The 19,713-nt window shown below is 53.3% G+C and carries 17 protein-coding genes; 1 reads left to right on the forward strand and 16 read right to left on the reverse strand.

The window, feature by feature from the left end:
• Nucleotides 1-2: 2 nt before the first annotated feature.
• From dnaE to rpsB, 16 genes are all read right to left on the reverse strand, one after another.
• Nucleotides 3-3,485 carry a DNA polymerase III subunit alpha gene (dnaE, locus tag C7433_RS06475; protein WP_110267834.1) on the reverse strand — a complete coding sequence of 1,161 codons (3,483 nt, stop codon included), beginning with the start codon at nucleotides 3,483-3,485 and terminating at the stop codon, nucleotides 3-5.
• Nucleotides 3,486-3,513: 28 nt separating this feature from the next.
• Entirely contained in the window at nucleotides 3,514-4,140 is a 627-nt protein-coding gene (rnhB, locus tag C7433_RS06480; RefSeq protein WP_033740315.1) for a ribonuclease HII, read from the reverse strand.
• The gene (gene lpxB, locus C7433_RS06485; protein ID WP_054688129.1) at nucleotides 4,133-5,281 is read right to left on the reverse strand and encodes a lipid-A-disaccharide synthase; all 1,149 of its coding nucleotides are present in this window, start codon (nucleotides 5,279-5,281) and stop codon (nucleotides 4,133-4,135) included. Before lpxB ends, rnhB begins: the two co-directional genes overlap by 8 nt.
• Nucleotides 5,282-5,284: 3 nt before the next feature.
• A complete protein-coding gene (lpxA, locus tag C7433_RS06490) occupies nucleotides 5,285-6,073 on the reverse strand; it encodes an acyl-ACP--UDP-N-acetylglucosamine O-acyltransferase (protein WP_006117770.1) in 789 nt (262 codons plus the stop codon).
• 3 nt (nucleotides 6,074-6,076) lie between these two features.
• Nucleotides 6,077-6,532: a 3-hydroxyacyl-ACP dehydratase FabZ gene (gene fabZ / locus C7433_RS06495; protein ID WP_006117769.1), complete on the reverse strand. Its 456-nt coding sequence runs from the start codon at nucleotides 6,530-6,532 to the stop codon at nucleotides 6,077-6,079.
• Nucleotides 6,533-6,683: 151 nt separating this feature from the next.
• Nucleotides 6,684-7,709: a UDP-3-O-(3-hydroxymyristoyl)glucosamine N-acyltransferase gene (lpxD, locus tag C7433_RS06500; protein ID WP_033740314.1), complete on the reverse strand. Its 1,026-nt coding sequence runs from the start codon at nucleotides 7,707-7,709 to the stop codon at nucleotides 6,684-6,686.
• A 3-nt stretch (nucleotides 7,710-7,712) separates the two neighbouring features.
• On the reverse strand, nucleotides 7,713-8,258 hold the full coding sequence (locus C7433_RS06505) for an OmpH family outer membrane protein (RefSeq protein ID WP_191091151.1): 546 nt from the start codon (nucleotides 8,256-8,258) through the stop codon (nucleotides 7,713-7,715).
• Nucleotides 8,259-8,309: 51 nt separating this feature from the next.
• Complete coding sequence (bamA, locus tag C7433_RS06510) at nucleotides 8,310-10,721, reverse strand: outer membrane protein assembly factor BamA (protein ID WP_033740313.1); 2,412 nt, start codon at nucleotides 10,719-10,721, stop codon at nucleotides 8,310-8,312.
• A gap of 51 nt (nucleotides 10,722-10,772) precedes the next feature.
• Nucleotides 10,773-12,122 carry a sigma E protease regulator RseP gene (rseP, locus tag C7433_RS06515; protein WP_033740312.1) on the reverse strand — a complete coding sequence of 450 codons (1,350 nt, stop codon included), beginning with the start codon at nucleotides 12,120-12,122 and terminating at the stop codon, nucleotides 10,773-10,775.
• Between the two features lie 12 nt (nucleotides 12,123-12,134).
• Complete coding sequence (gene cdsA / locus C7433_RS06520) at nucleotides 12,135-12,992, reverse strand: phosphatidate cytidylyltransferase (RefSeq protein ID WP_006117764.1); 858 nt, start codon at nucleotides 12,990-12,992, stop codon at nucleotides 12,135-12,137.
• Nucleotides 12,993-13,010: 18 nt separating this feature from the next.
• Nucleotides 13,011-13,763 (reverse strand): (2E,6E)-farnesyl-diphosphate-specific ditrans,polycis-undecaprenyl-diphosphate synthase, encoded by a 753-nt coding sequence (gene ispU, locus C7433_RS06525; protein ID WP_006117763.1) that lies wholly within the window; start codon nucleotides 13,761-13,763, stop codon nucleotides 13,011-13,013.
• 177 nt (nucleotides 13,764-13,940) lie between these two features.
• Complete coding sequence (gene ispC / locus C7433_RS06530) at nucleotides 13,941-15,137, reverse strand: 1-deoxy-D-xylulose-5-phosphate reductoisomerase (protein ID WP_006117762.1); 1,197 nt, start codon at nucleotides 15,135-15,137, stop codon at nucleotides 13,941-13,943.
• A 110-nt stretch (nucleotides 15,138-15,247) separates the two neighbouring features.
• The gene (gene frr / locus C7433_RS06535; protein ID WP_006117761.1) at nucleotides 15,248-15,805 is read right to left on the reverse strand and encodes a ribosome recycling factor; all 558 of its coding nucleotides are present in this window, start codon (nucleotides 15,803-15,805) and stop codon (nucleotides 15,248-15,250) included.
• A gap of 143 nt (nucleotides 15,806-15,948) precedes the next feature.
• Entirely contained in the window at nucleotides 15,949-16,674 is a 726-nt protein-coding gene (gene pyrH, locus C7433_RS06540) for a UMP kinase (protein ID WP_006117760.1), read from the reverse strand.
• A 154-nt stretch (nucleotides 16,675-16,828) separates the two neighbouring features.
• Nucleotides 16,829-17,680 (reverse strand): translation elongation factor Ts, encoded by an 852-nt coding sequence (tsf, locus tag C7433_RS06545; protein ID WP_006117759.1) that lies wholly within the window; start codon nucleotides 17,678-17,680, stop codon nucleotides 16,829-16,831.
• A 183-nt stretch (nucleotides 17,681-17,863) separates the two neighbouring features.
• Nucleotides 17,864-18,589 carry a 30S ribosomal protein S2 gene (gene rpsB, locus C7433_RS06550; protein ID WP_006117758.1) on the reverse strand — a complete coding sequence of 242 codons (726 nt, stop codon included), beginning with the start codon at nucleotides 18,587-18,589 and terminating at the stop codon, nucleotides 17,864-17,866.
• A 316-nt stretch (nucleotides 18,590-18,905) separates the two neighbouring features.
• Between rpsB and map the strand changes: the two genes are divergently transcribed.
• Nucleotides 18,906-19,700 (forward strand): type I methionyl aminopeptidase, encoded by a 795-nt coding sequence (gene map / locus C7433_RS06555; protein WP_033740309.1) that lies wholly within the window; start codon nucleotides 18,906-18,908, stop codon nucleotides 19,698-19,700.
• The last annotated feature ends 13 nt before the right edge of the window (nucleotides 19,701-19,713 follow it).

Genomic DNA, 19,713 nt, shown 5'->3' on the forward strand with positions numbered 1-19,713 from the left:
TTTTAGTCAAACTCCAGTTCTACCTGCTCCGATCCAATTAACGACCGCAAATCGTTGAGTAAACGATCGCTGGGCGATATTCGCCACGCTGCACCAAAGCGTAGCTTCGCTCGCGCGTCGGCTCTCTGATAGTAGAGATGCACCGGAATTGTCCCTGAACGATGAGGCTCAAGGGACTGACGGAGTCGGTTTAATAGCTGGTCATCAATTTGCCTGTCTGTCAGCGAGATAGCAAGTCCGCGCGCGTATTTTTCACGCGCTTCATCTATGTCCATGACTTCACGGGCGGTCATTTTAAGGCCACCACTAAAGTCATCAAAGCTGACCTGTCCGCTGACGATCAGGATACGGTCTTTCTCCAGCAGTTGCTGGTATTTATCTAACGCATCGGTAAATAACATGACTTCAAGACGGCCAGAGCGGTCGTCCAGTGTACAAATACCAATTCGGTTGCCGCGTTTGGTCACCATTACACGCGCAGCAATCACCAGGCCTGCCGCGACGGTAATCTTACCACGATCGGTCGGATGCATATCTTTCAAACGCATCCCACCCACGTAACGCTCAATTTCTTTCAGATACTGGTTAATCGGGTGGCCGGTCAGGTACAAACCCAGGGTTTCCCGTTCACCGTCCAGTTGCACCTGTTCCGGCCATGGCGTGACGCTGGCGTAAGACTGTTCGACCTGCTCAGGCTCATCGGCCAGCACGCCAAACATGTCGGCCTGACCGATCGCTTCCGCTTTAGCATGCTGATCTGCCGCTTTCAGCGCATCGTTCAGTGCGCTCATCAGGGCGGCACGATGTGGGCCCAGACGATCAAAGGCACCGGACATGATCAACTTTTCCATTACGCGGCGATTGATCTTTTTGGTATCCGTTCGCGCGCAGAGATCGAACAGTTCGCGGAAGTAACCGCCTTCGTTACGCGCATCGATGATCGCCTCGATCGGCCCTTCACCCACACCTTTGATGGCGCCGATACCGTAAACGATCTCGCCCTCATCATTAACGTGGAACTGATACAGACCCGAGTTAATGTCCGGCGGCAGGACTTTCAGGCCCATGCGCCAGCATTCATCTACCAGACCCACCACTTTTTCTGTGTTGTCCATATCCGCCGTCATCACAGCCGCCATGAATTCCGCTGGATAGTGCGCTTTCAGCCATAAGGTCTGATAAGACACCAGCGCGTAAGCGGCGGAGTGCGACTTGTTGAAGCCATAACCCGCGAATTTCTCCACCAGATCGAAGATTTTCATCGACAGTTCGCCATCGATGCCCATCTTCTCCGCGCCCTCTTTAAAAACAGAGCGCTGTTTGGCCATCTCTTCAGGTTTCTTCTTACCCATGGCGCGACGCAGCATGTCCGCCCCGCCCAGCGTGTAGCCGGACAGGACCTGGGCAATCTGCATGACCTGTTCCTGGTAGAGGATAATACCGTAGGTCGGCTCCAGTACCGGCTTCAGGCTTTCGTGTTGCCACTGAATATCCGGGTAAGAAATGGCTTCCCGACCGTGCTTACGGTCAATGAAGTTATCAACCATGCCCGACTGTAAGGGCCCCGGACGGAACAGGGCCACAAGCGCGATCATATCTTCAAAACAGTCAGGCTTCAGGCGCTTAATCAGATCTTTCATGCCGCGCGATTCAAGCTGGAAAACCGCGGTGGTTTCCGCGCGCTGCAGCATGTCGAAGCTCTTTTTGTCTTCAAGCGGAATGGTTGCGATATCGATCGGCGGTAAGCCCTGCTTTTCGCGGCGCGGGTTAATCATTTTCAGCGCCCAGTCAATGATGGTGAGCGTTCGCAACCCCAGGAAGTCAAACTTCACCAGGCCCGCATATTCCACATCATTTTTATCGAACTGGGTTACCGGATACTGACCGTTTTCATCACAATACAGCGGTGCAAAATCGGTGATCTTGGTTGGCGCGATCACCACGCCACCCGCATGTTTACCGGCGTTTCGGGTTACCCCTTCCAGCTTCCGCGCCATATCGATAAGCGCTTTAACCTCTTCATCCGCCTCATAAATTTCAGGCAGCTGCGGTTCCGAGGCAAAGGCTTTGTCCAGCGTCATGCCCGGATCGGGCGGCACCAGTTTTGAAATACGATCGACAAAACCATAGGGATGGCCCAGCACGCGGCCCACGTCACGAATGACCGCCTTGGCCGCCATCGTACCGAAGGTAATAATCTGGGATACCGCTTCGCGGCCGTACATATCGGCCACGTGTTCAATCACCTGGTCACGTTTTTCCATACAGAAATCGACGTCGAAATCGGGCATGGAAACGCGTTCAGGGTTAAGAAAACGTTCGAACAGCAGGTCGAACTCAAGGGGATCGAGATCGGTAATTTTGAGCGCATAGGCCACCAGCGAACCGGCCCCCGAACCGCGTCCCGGCCCTACCGGTACGCCGTTATCTTTCGACCACTGGATAAACTCCATTACGATCAGGAAGTAGCCGGGGAATCCCATCTGGTTGATTACGTTCAGTTCAACGTCCAGACGTTCATCGTATTCTGGCCGTTTTTCCGCCCGCACGGCTTCATCCGGGAACAGCATCGCCAGACGCTCTTCCAGCCCCTCACGGGATTTCATTACCAGGAAATCCTCGGTGGTCATGTCGCCCGTCGGGAACTGCGGCAGAAAGTACTCACCCAGTCTGACGGTGACGTTACAACGCTTAGCAATCTCTACGCTGTTTTCGAGCGCTTCAGGGATGTCTGCGAACAACTCGCACATCTCGTCTTCGCTGCGCATATATTGCTGAGGACTGTAATTACGGGGCCGTTTAGGATCGTCCAGCGTATAACCATCATGAATGGCGACGCGAATTTCATGCGCATCAAAGTCCTCTTCATTCAGGAAGCAGACCTCGTTCGTGGCCACAACCGGGATGCCTTCGGCAATCGCCAGCTCAACGGCGGCGTGCAGATAGGTCTCTTCGTCGGGTCGGCCGGTACGTACCAGTTCCAGGTAATAGCGATCGGCAAAATGTTGCTGATAAAATGCCAGGCACTCTGAAACCAGTGCGCTGTTACCGCGCAGCAGACTGCGCCCCACATCTCCACGACGGCCACCTGACAACAGGATCAGGCCTTCCTGTAATTCAGCCAGCCAGTCACGATCGATTATCGGACCGGCCACACCGTAACCGCGTTGATACGCGCGGGAAATGAGTAACGTGAGGTTTTGATAGCCGGTGTTGTTGGCCGCCAGCACCGTAATTTGGGTCAGTTCATCCCCCATCAGTTCACTGGCAACGTTAAAATCCGCCCCGATAATCGGTTTGATCCCCGCCCCATGCGCACCACCGTAGAATTTCACCAGACCACACAGGTTGGTGAAGTCGGTAATCGCCATGGCTGGCATGCCTAACGCAGCCGCTTTCTTAATCAGCGGGCCGGTTTTCGCCAGGCCGTCGATCATGGAATAGTCGCTGTGAACATGCAGATGTATAAAACGGGGTTCGGCCATATCAGTTTCCGGTTAAAACAGGGTCGGATTAGCGCAGCGTGGAGGCGCTGCTCGCCAGCACTTCGGCATCGATGAGCGCATTACGCACCGGCGCAAAGCTGCGGCGGTGATGTGGTGTTGCGCCATACTGCGTTAACTTTTCCATATGTAACGCCGTAGGATAACCTTTATGTTGCGCAAAACCATACTGCGGAAACAACAAATCCAGCTCTGCCATTTCACGATCGCGCGTGACTTTGGCGATGATCGAGGCCGCACTGATTTCAGCAACCAGGCTGTCGCCTTTTACTACGGCCAGTGATGGCACAGGCAAGGCCGGACAGCGATTGCCGTCAATCAGCACATAATCAGGCGTGATCGCCAGGCCGGCCACCGCGCGCTGCATCGCCAGCATCGTGGCATGCAGAATATTCAGGCTGTCGATCTCTTCCGGTTCGGCACGGCCCAGACTCCAGGCCAGCGCATGCTCTTTAATCTGATCAAACAGCGCCAGGCGACGTTTCTCTGAGAGCTTTTTTGAATCGGCCAGGCCCGGAATGGGTTTCGCCGGATCGAGAATTACCGCCGCAGTCACCACCGCACCAACCAACGGGCCGCGCCCCACTTCATCCACACCGGCAATCAGTCGGGCGTTGGGATAGATAAAATCAGCCATTGGCGAGCTCCAGTACCGCATTTGCGGCTTGTTCGTCCGCATTCCAGCGAATCTGCTGGTGCAGTTCGTGGAAGGTCTGCAATAACGTTTCGCGTTCATGACTGGCATGTAACAGCGGATCCAGCGCCGCAGCCAGCGCTTCAGGTTGGCACTCATCCTGCAGCAGCTCTTTGACCAGCTCTCGTCCGGCCAGCAGGTTAGGCAACGAAACGTAGTCAGTTTTGACCAGGCGTTTTGCCAGCCAGAAGGTAAACGGCTTCATGCGGTAGCCCACGACCATGGGGCATTTCGCCAGCATGCATTCAAGCGCCGCGGTGCCGGACGCCAGCAGCGCAGCATCACTGGCCACCATCGCTTCACGGCCCTGCCCGTCCAGCAGATGCACGGGCAGCTCCGGCGCAACCTGCGCTTTGATTTGCTCAAACTGCTCGCGGCGCTTCGGGTTAACCAGCGGTACCACAATTTCCAGCGCCGGATAGCGCTTACGCAGTATCTGCGCCGTTTTAAGAAAGTCAGCACTCAGCATGTCAACTTCGGCACCGCGACTGCCGGGCAATAACGCCAGACACTGGGCATTGTCGTCAATGCCCAGATGGCGACGGGCGGCGGCTTTGTCGGGCTGTAGCGGCATAGCATCCGCCATAGTGTGGCCGATAAAACGGCACGGGACACCGAAACGATCGTAAAAGGCTTTTTCAAACGGCAGAAATGCCAGCACCAGATCGGTGTTGCGACCGATTTTGAACACCCGTTTTTGCCGCCAGGCCCAGACAGAGGGACTGACGTAATGAATCGTGCGAATACCTGCGCGCTTAAGATTACCTTCCAGCGTGATATTGAAATCCGGTGCGTCAATACCGACAAACACATCGGGTTTCAGCGAGATAAAGCGCTGTGTCAGATCGCGACGAATAGCCAGCAAGCGGCGCAATCGTCCCAGCACTTCCACAATGCCCATCACCGCCAGTTCTTCCATTTCGTACCAGGCTTCACAGCCTTCGGCCTGCATCAATGGGCCTGCGACGCCAACAAACCGGGCATCAGGATGACGTGCTTTTAAGGCACGAATCAGGCCTGCACCGAGGATGTCGCCAGAGGTTTCTCCGGCGACGACGGCTATCGTAAGGGGACGCGCTGACATGAATTAGCGAATTAATCCACGAGTTGAACGGGCAAAAAAGTCATAGAAAGGCTGCACTTCACTGTGTTGCTGAGCAATCGCTTCGATTTCTGGCTTAACCTCATCCAGCGTTCTGCCGCTGCGGTAAAGCAACTTATAGGCATTACGAATCGCGTGCAGTGACTCTTTGCTGAAGCCGCGACGTTTCAGGCCTTCAATATTGATTCCGAATGGCGTCGCGTGATTCCCCTGTGCAATAACATAGGGCGGCACATCCTGAGCAACGCCTGAACACCCGCCAACCATCACATGCGCGCCAATGGTGCACCACTGGTGCACAGCGGTCATACCGCCAATGATGGCGAAATCATCCACCGTGACATGGCCGCCCAGCGTGGCGTTGTTGGCCATGATGCAGCGGTTGCCGATCACACAGTCATGGGCGATGTGGACGTTAACCATCAGCAGGTTGTCGCTGCCGACAACCGTGACATTCGTGCCCTGCGTCGTGCCGCGATGAATGGTGACGCTTTCACGGATTCGGTTACGATCGCCAATCTCAACCCGGGTAGGTTCGCCCGCGTATTTTAAATCCTGATTCACTTCACCAATGGAGGCGAACTGATAGATCTGATTGTCTTTACCGATACGTGTATGGCCATTCACCACAACGTGTGACTTGAGTACGGTTCCTTCACCAATTTCAACATTCGCCCCGATAAAGCAGAACGGGCCGATATGAACGCCAGGGCCGATGATGGCCCCGTCTTCAATGACAGAACTGGGATGGATGTTGGCGGTTGGATCAATCACGAATTATGCCTCCCGGCTACGGGCACACATCATGGTCGCTTCACAAACGATTTTACCGTCCACGGTCGCTACGCCGTTAAAGCGCGTCAGACCACGGCGGGTTTTCTCGAAAGTCACTTCCATAATCATTTGATCGCCCGGTACGACCGGACGTTTGAAACGGGCATTATCAATGCCTGCAAAATAATAGAGCTCGCCTGGCTCCAGTTTACCCACACTTTTGAATGCCAGAATACCGGTGGCCTGCGCCATCGCTTCCAGAATCAGAACGCCGGGAAAAATCGGTTTACCAGGGAAATGCCCCTGGAAAAACGGTTCGTTAAAGGAGACGTTCTTTACCGCGCGCAGATATTTGTTTTCTTCAAAATCCAGCACGCGGTCTACCAGCAGAAACGGATAACGGTGCGGCAGCAGCTCTAAAATCTCTTCAATTTGCAGAGTATGAGTTTCAGTAGTCAAAATACTCTTCCTGTCCTAAAAATCTGATGACATCAATAACACGGCCTGCACCGATCATCATGATCGTTGGCAGGCCGCAAATAGTTTCCGTGGCGCCTGGCTTCCCTGCTTACACTGTTATTATGAAAGCCGGTCAGTCATGGGATGGCGTTTAGTCGTCTTTGCCGACTTTGCGCTCGATTGCTTTTAAGCGTTTGCTCATGTCGTCGATATTCATCACCAACGCTGCAGTTTTGCGCCAGGTTTTGTTGGGCTGTAATGGAATTCCTGAGGAGTATACACCAGGTTCTGTTATCGGACGCATAACCATGCCCATACCGGTTACGGTTACTTTGTCACAGATTTCCATATGGCCGTTGATGACGCTGGCACCGCCAATCATACAATAACGACCAATTTTTAAACTACCCGCCATGATCACACCGCCAGCAACCGCAGTATTGTCGCCAATCACTACGTTGTGGGCAATCTGACATTGGTTATCTATGATAACACCATTGCCGATCAGAGTGTTATCCAGCGCGCCACGATCAATGGTCGTACAGGCACCAATTTCTACCCGATCGCCAATAATCACCGAGCCCAACTGCGGTATTTTCACCCAGTTACCCCGATCGTTCGCGTAGCCGAAGCCATCAGAACCGATGACGGTGCCGGACTGAATCAGGCAATGCTGACCAATGACTACTTCATGGTAAACCGAGACGTTAGCCCACAAACGCGTACCGCTGCCGATACGGGTTTTTTTACCCACAAAACAGCCTGCGCCAATGACAACGTTATCACCGAGCTCAACGTCAGATTCAATAACCGCATTGGCCCCGACAGAGACATTGGCACCGAGTCTCGCGCTGGGATCAATCACAGCACTTGGCGCAATATCCTGCGCGGGCTGTGGCGTAGTGTCGAGCAGCTGCGCCATTCTCGCATAGGTGAGATAAGGATTTTTCACCACCAGCGCGGCGGTTTTACACCATTCCAGATCCGCTTCCGTCAGCACCACGGCTGATGCCTGGACCAGCGCGAGCTGCTCGCGGTAGCGGCTGTTGGCAAGAAATGTGATTTGACCAGTTGTGGCGGATTGCATAGAAGCAATGCCGGAGATGGCGATATCGCCATCTCCGTGCAATTCTGCATCCAACTGCTGGGCTAAATCAGCCAGTCGAATTGATGACATCGATTATTTAACCTGCTTCGCAACTTCATCAGTGATGTCTTTCACATCAGAACCAGAATAAAGCACAGCCTGAGAATTCAGGACCAGGTCATATCCGCCGCTTTTGGCAACTGACTGAACGGCAGTCTGGATTTTTTCCAGCAGCTTGTTACGTTCCTGAACCTGACGAGTCTGGTTGTCTTTCTCAAACGCGTCTGCTTTCGCCTGGAAGGCATTGCGCTCAGATTCGATCTGCTTCTCTTTCTTGTTGCGCTCGCTCGCCTTCATGGTCGGCGCATTGCGCTGCAGATCCTGCATTTCCTGCTGAATTTTGTCGTGCTGAGAACGGAGTTCAGTGGCGCGGCCCTGGAACTCACTCTCAAGCTGTTTGGAGATAGCAGCGCGCTGAGGTGATTTCTGGAAAACCTGGCTCAGATCAACAGTTGCGACTTTATCGGCCGCCTGTGCGCCAGCAGAAGCAGCCAATGCAACACCCAGAGTAACTGCACATAACAACTTTTTCACTATAAACTCCTTACCCTCAACATGTATGTTTGCAGTGCGGAGCATAACAATGCTCCACAGCTGCAAGCTATTTTTTTCACATCCCTGTACAGAACGTTACCAGGTTTTACCAATGTTAAACTGGAACTGCTCTGACTTATCTCCATCCACTTTCTTAACCGGCTGGGCGTAGGAGAACACTAACGGCCCCAGCGGCGACATCCACTGTAAAGACACACCGGTCGAGACGCGAATGTTGTTTGGATCGCTGTAGTCAGGAATACCGGCAGCGCGCGTTTCAGCGGTGTTCTGCCATTTGGTATCCCAGACGGTACCGGCGTCAACAAACAGCGACGTACGTACCGAGTTGGAATATTTCTCACTCAGGAACGGCGTGGGCGTAATCAGCTCAAGGCTGGCAATCGCCATCGCGTTACCGCCCACCGCATCACTCGATTTACAGATACCGTTAGGATCGCTCAGGTTACAGTACGATGAGCCATCATTCAGGTAGGCCGCTTTCGGACCGATGGTGTTGGACTGGAAGCCACGCACAGTACTGGAACCACCGGCGTAGAAGTTCTCATAGAACGGCATCTCTTTGCCGCCCAGCCCGTCACCATAGCCGACACGGCCACGCCCCAGCACAACCCAGGTGTGATCTTTATTGATCGGCACATACTGTTGGCTGTCCAGGGTGACTTTGTAGAACTCATTATCGGAACCCGGGATCGTCACCTTACCGTTCAGGTTGGTACGGTTACCCGAAGTCGCGAAGAAACCGCGGTCCAGCGTGTTATACGTCCAGCCATAGTTAAAGGTGAAGTCGTCAGCCGAGAAATCGCCATTGCGGTTTAACTGCTGTGGCTTACCAACCGAGTCCAGATAGCGCCACATCGCAACCTGAGGACGCATATCCGACAGGTCGTTGTGTACATAACCCAGACCGACGCGCAGCGAGTTGTTCTCATTGATTGGGAAGCCCAATGTCCCGTCTGTACCGTAACTTCTGTTGGTATAGCCGGAGAGATCGGCGTCGCTGGCCTTAAAGTTGTTGTAGAACACCCGGCCGCCCAGACTCACACCATCAACGGTGAAGTAAGGATCGGTCAGGGAGAACTCTGCATAGGTCTGGTAGTCGTTTTTGGTTCCGCTGATACCGACGGTATTCCCGGTACCCAGCCAGTTATCCTGGGTCACGCCGACCTGGAAGCTGACGCCACTTTCCGTACCGTAGCCGACGCCGAAGTTAAAGGTACCGGTGTTACGCTCTTTAACTTTGTAAACCACGTCAACCTGATCCGGTGAGCCCGGTACACGCTGCGTATCCACGTCAACGGTTTCGAAGTAACCTGTACGGTTCAGGCGCTCTTTACCCTGATCGACCAGATCGCTGCCCAGCCAGGCACCTTCCATCTGGCGCATTTCGCGACGCAGTACGGCATCTTTCGAGGTGTCGTTACCTTCAAAGCGCACTTTACGCACGTAGTAGCGGTTGCCCGCATCCACGTTGATATGCAACTTAACGGTTTTATCGGCATCGTTAATTTCAGGCTGCGTCACGACGCGCGGATAGGCATAACCGTAGCGGCCTAACAGCTTCTTGATATCATCTTCCATCGACGTGACTTTTGCGCCGTTATACAGCTCGCCCGCCGGGATTTTGGTCAGATGTTCGATTTCCGCCGAATGGCCGGCCATGCTGCCGTTAACAATAACGCCAGCAATCTTGTACTGATCGCCTTCGGTGATGTTAACGGTGATGTAGATGCCTTTTTTATCCGGCGTCAGGCTCACCTGCGTCGAATCAATATTGAAACGGGCATAACCGCGATCCAGATAGAAGCTGCGCAGGGTTTCAAGGTCACCCGCCAGTTTCTGTTTCTGGTATTTACGGTCAGCCACCACGTTCCACCACGGCACTTCGTCACGCAGCTGGAAACGGGAAATGAGTTCGTCTGAACTGAAGGCTTTATTACCTACAATGTTGATCTGCTGAATTTTGGCAGAAACACCTTCGGTAAAGACCAGTTTCAGATCGACGCGGTTACGCGGCAGCGGTGTGACAACGGCTTTTACGCTGGCGGTATATTTACCCACGCTGTAGTAGAAGTCTTCCAGTCCCTTCTCGATTGAAGAGATTGTGGTGCGGTCCAGCGCTTCGCCGACGCGCACACCTGAGGCTTCAAGGTTCTGTTTGAGCTGATCGTCCTTAACCGCTTTGTTACCGCTGAAGGTAATGCTGGCGATGGTAGGACGTTCTTTAACCTGAACAATCAGCGTATTACCATCTCGCAGGACCTGAACATCCTCAAAGTTGCCAGTCGCGAACAGGGAGCGAATGGTATTTCTGACGTCATCGTCATTCACCGTATCGCCAACCCGAACTGGCATGCTCAGCAGAGCCGCGCCGACGGCGACTCGCTGCAGCCCTTCGAAATGAATGTCCTTCACCACGAAATCGTCTGCACCGTAAACGGTGGCGCTGCTAAACAGCAGCGACGCTATGAGCAACTTTTTCATCGCCATCGTTATTATGCGTTTTCCTAACACATCCCACGCAAGCTCGCGTTCCAGCGGTTACAGGCGTGAGAAATCATTGAAAAGTGCAAGCCCCATTAACATCACCAGCAGTATTGAGCCGATGCGATAACTAAAGTCTTGAACTCGATCGGACACCGGTCCCCCTTTGATCTTTTCGATCGCCAGGAAGAGCAAGTGCCCACCATCTAAAACCGGCAGCGGGAACAGATTGATGATTCCTAAGTTGACGCTAATCAACGCCAGGAACATCAGGTAGTAAATCATTCCGTACTCGGCTGACAAACCTGCACCTTGCGCAATCGAGATTGGGCCGCTCAGGTTGTTCAACTTCACATCACCGGTTATTAACTTGCCCAACATGGAGACGGTCAGCTTCATCAGTTGCCAGGTTTTTACACTGGCCTCACCAATGGCCGGGAACGCGCCATATTGTCTTACCGTTTTGTACTCGTCTGGCAGAGGAACAACTCGCGGAATGACGCCCGCAAACCCTTCCGCTTTATTTCCAGGTTTCGCTTCCGGCGTCAGGGTCAACTTCACCGCTTCACCGTTGCGATCGACCTCAAGGGCCATACTTTTTCCGGGGTTATCCCGAACCTGAGTCGCAAAAAGCTGCCATTGCGTTAATAACTGACCATCGACTTTAACGATCCTGTCGCCCGCTTGCAAACCGGCTTCACTGGCGGGTGAATTCTTTTGCACTTCAGCCAGTGTCGTTTCGATCTGTGGACCGCGAGGACGTATCCCCAGCGCCACCACCGGATCCTGCTTATCAGGCTCAAACTGCCAGTTCCGCAAATCAACGTGCTTTTGCTGCGTCCCTTGTTCGCCAAAGCGACCCACTGTCAGCGTCGTGCTGCTGTCACCGATTTTACCGACCAGCGCCATGCGCACAGCTTCCCAGTCAGGCGTTTCGATACCGTCGACGGCCTTAAGTTCCGTTCCGGGTGTAATTTGCGCTTCCGCCGCTACCGAACCGTTCAGAATTTCACCAACCACAGGTTTCACACCCGGCACGCCATGAATGAAGACGACCCAGTAGGCAAAGATGGCGAACAGGAAATTGGCGACAGGACCAGCAGCGATAATGGAGGCGCGCTGCCAGATGGCTTTATTGTTAAACGCCTGGTGCCGGAGTTCCGCAGGGACGCTTTCGACCCGCTCATCCAGCATTTTGACGTAACCGCCAAGTGGAATGAGGGCAAGAACAAATTCGGTCCCATGTCGGTCACGGCGTTGCCATAACGCTTTACCAAAACCGATTGAAAAACGTTCGACTCTGACCCCGCAGCGCCGCGCCACCCAAAAATGGCCAAATTCATGCACCGTAATTAATATGCCCAGTGCAATGATGAATGCGGCAAAACTCCAGATTACGCTTAACATCGTCGTTTGCCCTTAGAGTGTCTGAAACACCAACAGTAACAGGCAGGCAAAGACCGGTACGGCTGCTGTCAGGCTGTCAATGCGGTCGAGGATGCCGCCATGTCCCGGGATCAGGTTACCGCTGTCTTTGATACCGGCTTCACGTTTAAACATGCTTTCCGTGAGATCGCCCAGGACTGATGCGAGCGTCGAAATCACCGCACACATGACCAGCGTGCCCGTCGGGATGGTCAGCGGCGCAAAGCTGGCAAAAAGCACAGCAATAAGCGCGGAAGAGACCAGTCCGCCCAAAAATCCTTCCCAGGTTTTACCGGGTGACACTTTGGGGGCCAGCTTATGCCTGCCAAACAGCTTACCGAACATATAGGCACCTGAATCGGCCCCCCAGACCAGAAACATGACAAACAACAGCCACCATGCCCCGGCAAAATGATCAGATTCGTAGTGATACTGGCGGAGCGCCATCATGCCCCAGAAGAAAGGAATAATGGTTAAGACACCGAACAGCAGGCGGAGCAGCCGGGAATGACGCCAGAGTGTCGCAGAGGCCGGATAAAACAGAACCAACAGCAGCGCGCCCGTCCACCAGGCCAGCGAAGCCCACAGCCAGCCTGTAACCTGCGGCAGATAGGCGTTATGTTCGTAAGGGGGAAGGGTAAGGAGCATAAGCGTCAGCACAAGGCCACAGATCACGGCCAGCCAGATACGTTGCTGACGCGATGCCATACCGGACAGTTGCCCCCATTCCCAGGCGGCAAGCATACAGATGATAATCGTAACAATTGCAAAGCCAACAGGCGGTAACCAGAACAATGCAGCGATCACCAGCGGAATAAGGATCAGCGCGGTGATCAGACGAGACTTCAGCAAAGGTTACCCCCAGATTGCTCAGGCGCCGCCTGGTGCAGCGCCGCCAAAGCGTCGCTCCCGCAGAGAGAATGCATTCAGTGCACCTTCAAAAACGTGTTCATCAAAATCCGGCCAGAGCACATCAGTAAAATAGAATTCCGCATAGGCAATCTGCCACAACAGGAAGTTGCTAATCCGATGCTCTCCCCCGGTCCTTATCACTAAATCCACTGGCGCCAGCTGGTTCATACACAGCTGCGACGTCAGACTCTCTTCGGTTATCTGATCAGGGCGTAACAAGCCTTCCTGTACCTGTTCAGCCAACTTTTTAACACCTTCGATGATATCCCAACGTCCGCCGTAGTTAGCGGCGATGTTTAACGTCAGGCGATCGTTATTTTCCGTCAGCGCCTCGGCCCGACGGACACGTTCCTGAATACGCGGGCTGAATCGACTGATATCGCCAATAATGCGTAAGCGGACATTGTGTTTATGCAGGCTCTTCACTTCGCTATCCAGCGCCCAGACAAACAGTTCCATTAAGGCTGTCACTTCCTGCGCAGGACGGCTCCAGTTTTCGCTGCTAAAGGCGTAAAGCGTTAACGCTTCCAGATTATTATTGACAGCAAAGCTAACGGCGCGGCGTACTGATTTCACGCCCGCTTTATGGCCGGAAATACGCAGTTTTCCCTGGTTTTTAGCCCAGCGGCCATTGCCATCCATGATGATAGCGACGTGGCGCGGACCGGTACCCTGTTGGTCATCGGTGTTGTTGTGATTTTCAGACGACATAACGCGTAATCAATTCCTTTCATCAGAAATGCTGTGGTTTCTGAATACATTGCGCCCGGTACAAATCCCGACATTGCCTGCCGGGCCACACCGAATTCGGTGACAGACCGTTAAACGCGAGCCAGCGACTATAACATTTTCACCCGAAGCGAACAAATAGCCTCAGCGTAATCGTTATTACGACGTGAAATGGGACAACATTTCTGTTGCCGCCGCGCGTGCGCTTCGGTCAATGTCAATGACCGCATCCACGGAGTCCGGCTCCTGACAGTGATGCGCCGACAGCACTGCGCTGTTCAACGCGGCAATATCCGTAAAACGGATCTGCTTATCCAGGAAAGCCGCCACGGCAATCTCATTGGCCGCATTGAGCGTGGTGGTCGCTGCCTGTCCGGCTTCGCAGGCATCAATCGCGAGTTTGAGACAGGGGTAACGACCAAAATCAGGTGCCGAGAAGGTCAGTGCCGACATGCGGGTAAAGTCCAGCGGTGTGACCCCAGCCTCAATACGTGCGGGCCAGGCCATACTGTGGGCGATTGGTGTCCGCATGTCAGGCGAACCTAACTGGGCCAGCACGCTGCCATCGCAATACCGCACCATGGAGTGGATCACCGATTGTGGGTGCAAAATCACTTCCATCTGCGCTGCGCTGGCATTAAACAGCCAGCGCGCTTCAATGTATTCAAGACCTTTATTCATCATGGTGGCCGAATCAACAGAGATTTTACGCCCCATTGTCCAGTTCGGATGTGCACAAGCCTGATCTGGCGACATATTGCTCAGATCCGCTAAATTTGTGTCACGAAAAGGGCCACCCGATCCCGTAAGAATAATCGACTCAATGCCGTTATTCTGCAGGTCAGCGTAACCTAACTGATGCTGGATGGAAGCGGGCAAACTCTGAAAAATGGCATTGTGCTCGCTATCGACCGGCAACAACTGCGCGTTATGTTGACGTACCGCCTCCATAAATAAACGGCCGCAGGTGACCAGCGATTCTTTGTTCGCCAGCAAGACCGTTTTGCCGGCGCGAATGGCGGCCAGCGTGGGTAATAACCCCGATGCACCCACAATCGCGGCCATCACCTGGTCAACCTCATCCAGCGCGGCCAGTTCACAGGCTGCCTGAACGCCGGAGAGCACTTCAGTCCTGATCTTCAATGCTCTCAGTCGCTCACGTAGCGCGGCGGCAGCGTCTTCATCTGCCATGGCGGCGTAGCGCGGTTGAAACTGTGCACACTGTTCTGCCATCAGGGCTACATTTTTGCCCGCCACCAGCGCCGTGACCTGGTAAAGCGCCGGATTGGCTTTAACAACGGCCAGCGTGCTGGTGCCGATTGATCCGGTCGAACCCAGCAGAGTTAATCGCTTCATAATGCTGTCCCTGTATCGGTAAAAGCGTGGGGCACAACGTAAAACGCCGCCAGAGATGGCATTCAGTCAGAAGGCCTCCCTGTACGGCGTTTTCGTCGGCGAAGATGGAATTAGAAATCCATCAGCTCCGTTTCTTTTTCGGCCAATGCTGCATCGACTTTCTTGATGTGCGCATCGGTCATTTTCTGGATTTCATCCTGCGCGCGACGTTCGTCGTCTTCGCTGATCTCTTTATCTTTCAGCAGCGCTTTGATCTTATCGTTGGCATCGCGACGGACGTTACGTACCGACACACGGCCCTGCTCGGCTTCGCCGCGCACGATTTTAATCAGGTCTTTACGACGTTCTTCGGTCAGTGCAGGCAGCGGAACACGAATGTCCGAACCGGCAGAGCTGGGATTCAGCCCAAGATCAGACGCCATAATCGCTTTTTCAACGGCCGGGCCGAGAGAGCGATCAAACACGTTGATTTTCAGCGTGCGGGAATCTTCAACAGTGACGGAAGCCAGCTGACGCAGTGGCGTCGGCGTGCCGTAATATTCAACGATGATGCCGTCGAGCAGTGAAGGTGAAGCACGACCTGTGCGCACCTTGCTGATAGTGGTTTTGAATGCTTCCACGCATTTATCCATGCGCGTATCAGCATCTTTTTTAATGTCGTTAATCACGTTAAAACCCTTGGATTCGGTTTGACCTGGCCAGTTCCGGCATTACCGGAAGCGGGATCGATAAGCATCGATAATCCTGAATGGCGTGCGGCAATACCGCGCCGCACTGACAGAATATACCCTATTTTATCTCGCCTCGGGTATTAATGCGTAATCAGGGTGCCTTCTTTTTCACCCATCACTACGCGACGCAATGCGCCAGGCTTGTTCATGTTGAAAACGCGGATAGGCAGTTTGTGATCGCGCGCCAGCGTAAACGCGGCGAGATCCATCACTTTTAGCTCTTGATCCAGCACTTCCGCATAGGTCAGTTTTTCGTACAGTGTTGCATCGGGGTGCTTCACGGGGTCCGCAGAATAAACGCCGTCAACTTTGGTGGCTTTCAACACCACATCGGCTTCGATTTCGATACCGCGCAGACAGGCGGCAGAATCCGTCGTAAAGAAGGGGTTACCGGTACCTGCGGAGAAGATGACAACGCGGTTATTGCGCAACAGGCTGATGGCTTCTGCCCAGCTGTAGTTGTCGCACACGCCGTTCAGGGGAATCGCCGACATCAGACGGGCGTTAACATAGGCACGATGCAGCGCATCGCGCATTGCCAGGCCATTCATTACGGTGGCCAGCATCCCCATGTGGTCGCCGACAACGCGGTTCATGCCCGCCTGTGCCAGACCCGCTCCACGGAACAGGTTGCCCCCGCCAATCACAACGCCCACCTGGATACCCAGTTCGACCAGCTCTTTAACTTCCTGAGCCATGCGGTCAAGCACACTCGCGTCGATACCAAAACCTTCTGCACCTTGCAGTGCTTCACCGCTGAGTTTTAGCAGGATACGTTGATAAACAGGTTTTGCGTTGGTCGCCATGGTCAGTTCTTCCTGGAAGATATGATGAGTGAGAAGTAATTCCGATCAATCATCCGCTTACAGCAAAAGAATTGCTATTGGGATGAAACTGAAAACGTATCTTTTGCCTGTGGCAGACAAAAAAGAACCGCCATCTGGCGGTTCTTTCAGATCATTAAGACTGTTTGGACATCGCTGCAACTTCAGCAGCAAAATCAGTCTCAACTTTCTCGATGCCTTCGCCCACTTCGAAGCGGATGAAGTTGATCACGTCAGCGCCCTGCTCTTTCAGCGCCTGGCCAACGGTTTTGGCTGGATCGATAACGAATGCCTGACCGGTCAGAGAAACTTCACCGGTGAATTTCTTCATGCGGCCTTCAACCATTTTCTCTGCGATTTCTTTTGGCTTGCCAGACTGCATCGCGATATCCAGCTGAACCTGGTACTCTTTCTCAACCACTTCGGCAGAAACGTCTTCTGGCTTAACAAACTCAGGCTTGCTTGCCGCAACGTGCATCGCGATCTGTTTGATCAGATCTTCGTTAGCGCCTTTCGCTGAAACCAGAACGCCGATACGTGCGCCGTGCAGGTAGCTGCCCAGCTCTTCGCCTTCCAGCACTGCAACGCGACGAATGTTGATGTTTTCACCGATTTTGGCAACCAGTGCAACGCGCTCTTCTTCAAACTGTGCTTTCAGCGCTTCAACGTCGGTGATGCGGTTAGCCGCAGCCGCGTCCAGCACTTTGTCAGCAAATGCCTGGAAGCCGCCATCTTTTGCAACGAAGTCAGTCTGGCAGTTTACTTCCAGAATCACACCGTAGTTACCAACGATTTTGGTTTTGATCACGCCGTCAGCAGCAACGTTACCTGCTTTTTTCGCTGCTTTGATTGCGCCAGACTTACGCATGTTTTCAATCGCCAGCTCGATGTCGCCGCTCGCTTCAGTCAGCGCTTTTTTGCAGTCCATCATGCCTGCGCCAGTACGCTCACGCAGTTCTTTTACCAGTGCAGCGGTAATTTCAGCCATTCCAGAATCCTCGGTTCGTACCTGAGCACGGGTGCATCAACAGGTACTTATTTGCGGAAAATTTACTCTGTCCCGCCGGCCTGAACAGGGGCGTTACAGACTTGGATAAAATAAAGGGGCCATGTTTGGCCCCTTACAGATCACATCTGAATGCTAAGGGCTCTTCTACAGAGCAAACCTTAATTAAGCGTTTTCTAAAGACGCTTCTTCAGCCTGCTCAGCCAGATCCTGAGAACGGCCTTCGCGAACGGTAGTCGCAACGGCAGTCAGGTACAGGTTGATAGCACGGATCGCATCGTCGTTGCCTGGGATAACGTAATCAACGCCATCCGGATCAGAGTTAGTATCAACGATAGCAAATACTGGGATGCCCAGGTTGTTTGCTTCTTTGATTGCGATGTGTTCGTGGTCAGCATCGACAACAAACAGTGCATCCGGCAAACCGCCCATGTCTTTGATACCGCCCAGGCTGTTTTCCAGCTTGGCCAGCTCACGAGCGCGCATCAGCGCTTCTTTCTTGGTCAGTTTGTCGAAAGTGCCGTCCTGAGACTGAGTCTCAAGCTCTTTCAGACGTTTGATAGACTGACGAACGGTTTTCCAGTTAGTCAGCATACCACCCAACCAGCGGTGGTTTACGAAGAACTGGTCGCAGCTCAGTGCAGACTCTTTTACCGCTTCGGCAGCAGCGCGCTTGGTACCAACGAACAGAATCTTACCTTTACGGGAAGAGATTTTGGTCAACTCAGCCAGAGCTTCGTTGAACATTGGTACGGTTTTCTCAAGGTTGATGATGTGAACTTTGTTACGCGCACCGAAAATGAATGGCTTCATTTTTGGGCACCAGTAACGGGTCTGGTGACCGAAGTGAACACCAGCCTTGAGCATATCGCGCATGGAAACAGTTGCCATGATTACTACCTCTAGTTTAATTGGGGTTGGGCCTCCATGTATCCCATACAACCGACCTCTTTCAAGGCACCCCGGCGTATGTGTCGATACATGTGTGTTTTAGTACACATAGTGAGATTATTGCGGTTCCCGTTGACCTTGCAGCCCACAGAGAATCGTCGGCGCGCTTTATACCACAATCAGGCTCTGGACGCCAATAATTGTTCGCTTATGGCGCGCGATGCGTTCTCCGTTTGGCAGCCCTTTTGGCTTGCTGTTAACATGACAGCACAGCGTTCATTATTGCTGAAAATTTCAGCAACAGCGGAATAATTTAATGGCAATCTCAATAAAAACTCCCGAAGAAATCGAAAAAATGCGCGTCGCAGGTCGGCTGGCTGCGGAAGTGCTTGAAATGATCGAACCGCACGTGCAGCCTGGCGTGACGACGGGCGAACTGGATCGCCTTTGTCATGCGCACATTACCGAGAAGCAGCAGGCGGTGTCTGCCTGCCTGGGTTACCACGGTTTCCCTAAATCTGTCTGTATCTCAGTGAATGAAGTGGTTTGCCATGGCATTCCCAGTGACGATCGCCCGTTAAAAGACGGGGATATCGTTAACATTGACGTGACCGTGATTAAAGACGATTACCATGGCGATACGTCCAAAATGTTTATCGTGGGTAAACCCACCATTCAGGGCGAACGTCTGTGCCGCGTGACGCAGGAAAGCCTTTATCTGTCACTGCGTTTAGTTAAGCCGGGCATTCGGCTGCGCGAGCTGGGCCGCGCGATTCAAAAATACGTCGAAGCGAATGACTTCTCTGTCGTGCGGGAATACTGCGGTCACGGCATTGGCAAAGGCTTCCATGAAGAGCCTCAGGTGCTGCATTACGACGCGGATGACGGCGGAGTGGTCCTGCAGGCAGGAATGACCTTTACCGTTGAACCGATGGTAAACGCCGGTGATTACCGCATTCGTACCATGAAAGACGGCTGGACGGTGAAAACCAAAGATCGCAGCTTGTCGGCGCAGTACGAGCATACTATTGTGGTGACGGATAACGGCTGTGAGATTTTAACCCTGCGAAAAGACGACACCCTGCCTGCGGTGTTAGTTAACCAGGAGTAATTCCACCACGAAT

This window comes from Pantoea sp. PNA 03-3, assembly GCF_003201175.1.
GTDB classification, from domain to species: domain Bacteria; phylum Pseudomonadota; class Gammaproteobacteria; order Enterobacterales; family Enterobacteriaceae; genus Pantoea; species Pantoea stewartii.